Source organism: Bradyrhizobium lablabi, assembly GCF_001440475.1.
GTDB classification, from domain to species: domain Bacteria; phylum Pseudomonadota; class Alphaproteobacteria; order Rhizobiales; family Xanthobacteraceae; genus Bradyrhizobium; species Bradyrhizobium lablabi.
In genome coordinates this window covers 1-4840 of the sequence record NZ_LLYB01000133.1, presented here as the reverse complement: position 1 = coordinate 4840, position 4840 = coordinate 1, and the positions used below count along the sequence as shown (strand labels likewise).

Here is a 4840-nt window from a genome sequence, read left to right as displayed (position 1 = left end):
GATGCACCACCGCGAGCAATGATCCGTCGTGCCGGACAAGCCCGGGCATGACGAAGTATCCGTCGAAAAATTCGCTCCCTCTGTCGGATTCCGCCTTCCCCGGTCGTCTTGAATTCGAGCACTCATTCAAGACAACGAGGACCCACCATGACCGTCATCGCTGAAACCCTTCCGGCCTCCAGGCCCGCCCGCTGGGCCGGCCGCATTCTCTCCGGCCTCGTCATCGTCTTCCTGATGTTCGACGGCGCCATCAAGCTGGTGCCGTGGCCAATCGTCACCGAAACCATGGACAAGATGGGTTATGGTTCGAGCGAAATGCTGGCGCGGAGTCTCGGCTTCATCACCATCGTCTGCACTGTGCTCTACGCCATCCCGCCGACCTCCGTCCTTGGCGCGATCTTGCTCACCGGCTATCTCGGCGGCGCGATCGCCTCGCATGTCCGGATCGACAGTCCTTTGTTCACGCATACGCTGTTCGGCCTTTACCTCGGCCTGATGGTCTGGGGCGGGCTGTGGCTGCGTGATCCGAACTTGCGCCGCCTGATTCCCTCCCGCCGCTGAGTTGCTTCAACGATAATCTTCCACCATGGAGCCGATCATGCTTGAAGTCATTGCCGTCATTGCCGTCCTACTTGCCATCGCCATCGCAGCCGTTCTCGTGATCGCCGCGACCAAACCGGGCACGCTCCGGGTGCAGCGCGCGATCCGCATCAAGGCGCCGCCGGACGTGATCTTCCCGCTGATCTCTGATTTTCATCAGTGGCTGAAATGGTCGCCCTATGAAAACAAGGACCCCGCGATGAAGCGCAACTATGACGGCGCGGAGCGTGGCAAGGGCGCCGTCTATGCCTGGGATGGTGACAAGAATGTCGGTTCCGGCCGCATGGAGATCCTCGAAAGTACGGCGCCGTCGAAGATCGTCATCAAGCTTGATTTCTTCACGCCGTTCGAAGGCCACAACACCGCCGAGTTCACAATGCTGCCGCAGGGCGATGCCACTCATGTCACGTGGCTGATGTATGGTCCGGCCAACTTCATGTCCAGGCTGATACAGGTGTTCATGAATCTGGACCGCATGATCGGCCGGGACTTCGAAGCTGGTCTCGCCAATCTGAAGACGCTCACCGAGAAATGAACGCAACTATCGTGTCCCGGATGCAGTGCAACGTGTTCTCGGCGATGCGAAGCGTCGTCCGATACGCTGCGCAGCATCCGGGGGCCGCAATCAACACCGCCCAGCAACCAAGGAGCCAGCGATGCAGGTCAATCCCTATCTCTTCTTCAACGGCAATTGCGAGGAAGCGCTGAACTACTATCAAAAGGCGCTCGGCGCCCGGATCGAGGCCAAGATGCCGTACGGCGACGGCCCCGCCGAGATGCCGATCCCGGCAGACTGGAAAACCAAGATCATGCATGCCCGCATCACCATCGACGGCGAGGTGCTGATGGCGTCAGACGCGACGCCGGGCGACTACAAGGCGCCGCAGGGCATTTCGGTGGCGCTCGCGGTCGAGGACCCCGCGGATGCCGAGCGCCGGTTCAAGGCGCTGGCCGAAGGCGGCACGGTGCGGATGCCGTTCGGACCGACTTTCTTCTCCAACGGTTTCGGCATGTGCGTCGACAAGTTCGGCATTCCCTGGATGGTGAATTCCCCGAAGGAAGGGATGTGAGTTCATAAGCCGTAGGGTGGGCAAAGCGAAGCGTGCCCACCATTCGTGCCACGAGGAAGATGGTGGGCACGGCGCAAGAGCGCCTTTGCCCACCCTACGCAGCGGCGCAGCCTCATCTGCATCTCGGATAGATCGCGGCGAGCTCGCGCCCGCGTAACAATAGCAGCCGCGACGTCAATCCGCCGCGTCGCGCGATCCAGTCCCGCACCAGCGGCGGATAGGCCGCCTCCACCGCGCGCGAGGCTTCCGGTTCCGCATAGATGCGGCCGCGGCCATCGATCGAGCGCGCGGCGTGAAATCCCAGCACCGCGCGGCGCGTCACGCAGATCCGCTCCTCCGGGATCGTCATCAGCACCAGTGTGCACGCCGACAGGCACGGCCCGTCGATCACCACCCGCTCGCCGGATTGGCGCACGCGATCGAACAGTTCGAGAAACGGCCCGACCTGTCCGCCGGGGCTGGCGAGAATGCGGATCTCGGCCCGCGCCGGCAGGATCGCCGCAAACAGCGCGGCGGCGACAACGATTAGCTTGATAACCGCCCTTTGCATGTGCGGCTCCTTCGTCAGGGCTGCCCTCCCGGCCAGTTACGCCGAGATATGTGGCAAGGTTTCGTCAATCGTTCGCGCCGGAGACACCGGCCTCCACCTTTGATATACAGATCGCGGCCACATCCCGGCTTCGCCGCGTTCGCTAGCGGACGCCAGCCTGCGAAGCTCGTCTCACCAAGGCTCGTCGATCCTAATCCAAAATAGCGGAAACGGCTAACCTTGTGCCACAGGGTTACGCGCTTGCCACTCGAACAGGTTATGAATTATTCCGAGCGCAATCTCCCGCTCGCCCATGATGATGAGATCGGCGCCGAGCGACCTCAGGTGATCGACTTCGGCATCTGAATGGGCACGTGCGATAATCTGGATGCCCGGATTGGCCGCGCGAGCCTGTTGCACGATCTGTCCCGCTTCGAATGCTTCCGGTATCGCAATAAGTAGATATCGCGCGCCGGCGACATTGGCGGATTTCAGGACATCGGAGCGTGCGGCATTTCCAACGATGGTCTCGAAGTTGCTCTCGCGCAGCTCCGCAATGACATTGTCCGCATCTTCGATAATGAGGAACGGCTGACCGGTCTTCTTCAAGGCATCGGCAACAATGCTGCCGACGCGACCATGGCCGACGAGTATCGTATGATCTGTCAACCGCGTGGCCTCGGGGGCTGCGGATGATTTCGCTGACGCGGCGACCTGTCCTGCCTTTGCATCGGAGCCGAAAACATCAATGCCGCCGTGACTGGGCGGTCGCTCAAGGCGTCGGGACAACCAGTCCACCGCCGCAAAGATCAGGGGATTGAGCATGATGGTGAGGATTGCGCCGGCCAGAATCAGGTCGCGCCCTGCCGTCGGCAGCAGGTTCAGCTTCACGCCAAGTTCAGCCAAAATGAACGAGAATTCCCCGATCTGGGCGAGACTGGCCGAGATTGTCAGTGCTGTTCCGACCGGATGACGAAACGCGAGCACAATCAGGAACGCGGCTACCGATTTTCCAACGATGATGATGAAGAGCGTGGCGAGCAATGGCCAGGGCTCGTGCAGCAGGCTCGCCGGATTGAACAACATGCCGACGGAGACAAAGAACAGCACGGCAAAGGCATCGCGCAATGGCAATGTTTCCTGGGCCGCGCGTTGGCTGAGTGCGCTTTCGCTGAGAATCATGCCGGCGAAAAACGCGCCGAGTGCGAGGGAAACGCCGAACAGCTTCGCCGATCCGAATGCCACGGTGAGGGCGATTGCCAGAACGGCGAGGCGGAACAACTCCCGCGAGCCGGTGTGCGCGATGTAGTGGAGGATCCAGGGAATAACACGCCGTCCCACAATCAGCATGACGGCCACGAAGACCACGACCTTGGCAACGGTGAGCAACAGGACTCCGCCAAACCCCATCCCGAGCCACGACGCCAGCCGGTCCGCCGGGATCGTGTTGCTGTTCGCGCCCTGCAAGCCAGCCAACGCCGGAAGCAGGACGAGCGCGAGCACCATTGCGAGGTCCTCCACGATCAACCAGCCGACCGCGATGCGGCCTCGCTCCGTCTCCATCAGCCGGCGCTCCTGCATGGCCCGCAGCAACACCACGGTGCTTGCGACCGACAGGGCAAGTCCAAAGACGAGACCGGCGCCAATCGTCCATCCCATGAACAGTGCGAGACCCAGTCCCATCAGGCTGGCGACAACGATTTGAACGACGGCGCCGGGCAGTGCTATCGCGCGTACAGACAGAAGGTCGTTGAGTGAAAAGTGAAGTCCAACGCCAAACATCAACAGGATGACGCCTATCTCGGCCAACTCGGTCGCCAGTGCCTGATCCGCGACGTAGCCCGGCGTAAAGGGACCGGCCGCGACGCCTGCCAGCAGGTAGCCGACGAGTGGTGGAATTCGAAGGCGCTGGGCAATTGCGCCGAACACGAAGGCCAGTCCCAGGCCGGCGACGATGGTGGCGATGAGAGGCGTATCGTGCTGCATTCTTGTCCCGTGCGGTTCCAGTTACCGCACTTTGCCATGGCCGTGCCTGCAAACCCTGCGACCAAGTGAGGCGGGAACGATGCTCAACGACAGAGCGGCAGCACTTTTGCGTCCAAACTGCCTCGCATTCGTTGCGTCAATCAGGCGGCGGTTCCATGTCGATGAGCCCGCGCCATGATTGGATTTCGTCAATCGTCCGTGCTGGAGACGCCGGCTTCGGTAAAGGTCGCCATTCCCGCGTGGCAGGCCAGCGCCGCGCGCACCAGCAGGATCGCGACACCCGCGCCCGACGCTTCGCCGAGCCGCATGTTCAGATCGAGCAGCGGATCGAGCTTCAGTTCGCGCAGGAGATCGCGGTGGCCGGATTCGGCGGAAACATGCCCGGCGCGGCAGTGATCGAGCGCGCTCGCCTCGAGACGCGCGAGCGGCAGTACTGCCGACGTTGCCACGAAACCGTCGAGCAGCACCGGAACCTTGTGCTGCCGCGCGGCGAGCACGGCGCCGGCGATCGCTGCGAGCTCGCGGCCGCCAAGCGCTGCCGCCACCGCCAGCGGATCACCCAAAATACCGCGATGGAAATTCAGCGCCGCCTCGATCGCAGCGCGCTTGCGCGCCAGGCCGTCATCGTCGACGCCGGTGCCGCGGCCGGCCCAGC

The 4840-nt window shown here is 62.5% G+C and carries 6 protein-coding genes; 3 read left to right on the top strand and 3 right to left on the bottom strand.

What is annotated here, in order from left to right:
- The first annotated feature begins 147 nt into the window (after positions 1–147).
- The 3 genes from CQ14_RS39380 to CQ14_RS39370 all read left to right on the top strand — a co-directional run bounded on the left by CQ14_RS39380 (position 148) and on the right by CQ14_RS39370 (position 1670).
- Positions 148–561: a DoxX family protein gene (locus CQ14_RS39380; RefSeq protein WP_057863122.1), complete on the top strand. Its 414-nt coding sequence runs from the start codon at positions 148–150 to the stop codon at positions 559–561.
- A gap of 37 nt (positions 562–598) precedes the next feature.
- Positions 599–1135 (top strand): SRPBCC family protein, encoded by a 537-nt coding sequence (locus CQ14_RS39375; RefSeq protein WP_057863175.1) that lies wholly within the window; start codon positions 599–601, stop codon positions 1133–1135.
- Between the two features lie 121 nt (positions 1136–1256).
- Positions 1257–1670 (top strand): VOC family protein, encoded by a 414-nt coding sequence (locus CQ14_RS39370; RefSeq protein ID WP_057863121.1) that lies wholly within the window; start codon positions 1257–1259, stop codon positions 1668–1670.
- A gap of 112 nt (positions 1671–1782) precedes the next feature.
- Here CQ14_RS39370 and CQ14_RS39365 read toward each other — a convergent pair whose 3' ends face one another.
- The 3 genes from CQ14_RS39365 to CQ14_RS39355 form a co-directional block, all read right to left on the bottom strand.
- A complete protein-coding gene (locus CQ14_RS39365) occupies positions 1783–2220 on the bottom strand; it encodes a hypothetical protein (protein WP_057863120.1) in 438 nt (145 codons plus the stop codon).
- 213 nt (positions 2221–2433) lie between these two features.
- Complete coding sequence (gene ybaL, locus CQ14_RS39360; RefSeq protein ID WP_057863119.1) at positions 2434–4185, bottom strand: YbaL family putative K(+) efflux transporter; 1752 nt, start codon at positions 4183–4185, stop codon at positions 2434–2436.
- Positions 4186–4373: 188 nt separating this feature from the next.
- A partial coding sequence (locus CQ14_RS39355; RefSeq protein ID WP_199805736.1) for a nicotinate-nucleotide--dimethylbenzimidazole phosphoribosyltransferase occupies positions 4374–4840 on the bottom strand: 467 nt, incomplete at its 5' end.